Raw genomic sequence first — 603 nt, 5'->3', positions numbered from 1 at the left:
CAACAATCGAATTGGGCGTAACTTCACCAATTACGGGTTTTACCGCTGGTACACCAATCAGGAAAACCAACCAATAAGCAAAAATAGCAAATAAGAAATTAAAGATAGGGCCAGCTGCAACAATAGACGTTCGTTTCCAAAGCGGCTTTTGATCAAAGGCTAAATGTTTTTCACTTTCTGGCACATCGTCAACACGGCTATCTACCATTTTGACGTATCCACCAAGAGGAATCATTGAGATAGTGTATTCGGTTCCGTCTTGACCAACTTTTCGCCAAATAGACTTACCAAAACCGATGGAAAATCTTTCAACCTTCACGCCACAACGACGAGCAACCCAAAAGTGCCCAAACTCGTGCACGGCAACGAGAATGCCCAGTGCAACGATAAAAGAAACAAGATTCCACAAAATACCAGTCATTAGCTACGCTCGCGTATAATTTCTAGGGCGATAGTTCGAGACATTCTATCTAGCTCTAGCAAGCTTTCCAAGCTATTCGCATTCTCAGGTTTGCAGCTTGCGGTGATTTTATGCAAAACCAATTCATTGATGCGAGCTATGTCTGTAAAACCAAGGCGATTATTTAGAAACGCATCAACAGC

1 protein-coding gene and 1 pseudogene are annotated in these 603 nt (G+C 42.5%); both read right to left on the bottom strand.

What is annotated here, in order from left to right:
- Positions 1-421, bottom strand: a 421-nt coding sequence (gene rseP / locus R8O10_RS26170) for an RIP metalloprotease RseP (RefSeq protein WP_318192090.1), incomplete at its 3' end; no start/stop codon positions are given.
- A pseudogene (locus R8O10_RS26165) lies at positions 421-603 on the bottom strand (1-deoxy-D-xylulose-5-phosphate reductoisomerase); the annotation flags it as partial. The pseudogene R8O10_RS26165 and the gene rseP, both read right to left, overlap by 1 nt.

The sequence above is a fragment of the Vibrio sp. 1727 genome (genome assembly GCF_033344415.1).
GTDB classification, from domain to species: Bacteria; Pseudomonadota; Gammaproteobacteria; order Enterobacterales; family Vibrionaceae; genus Vibrio; species Vibrio alginolyticus.
Note: the sequence above shows the minus strand (reverse complement) of the source record. Positions and strands in the feature narration are given on the sequence as shown.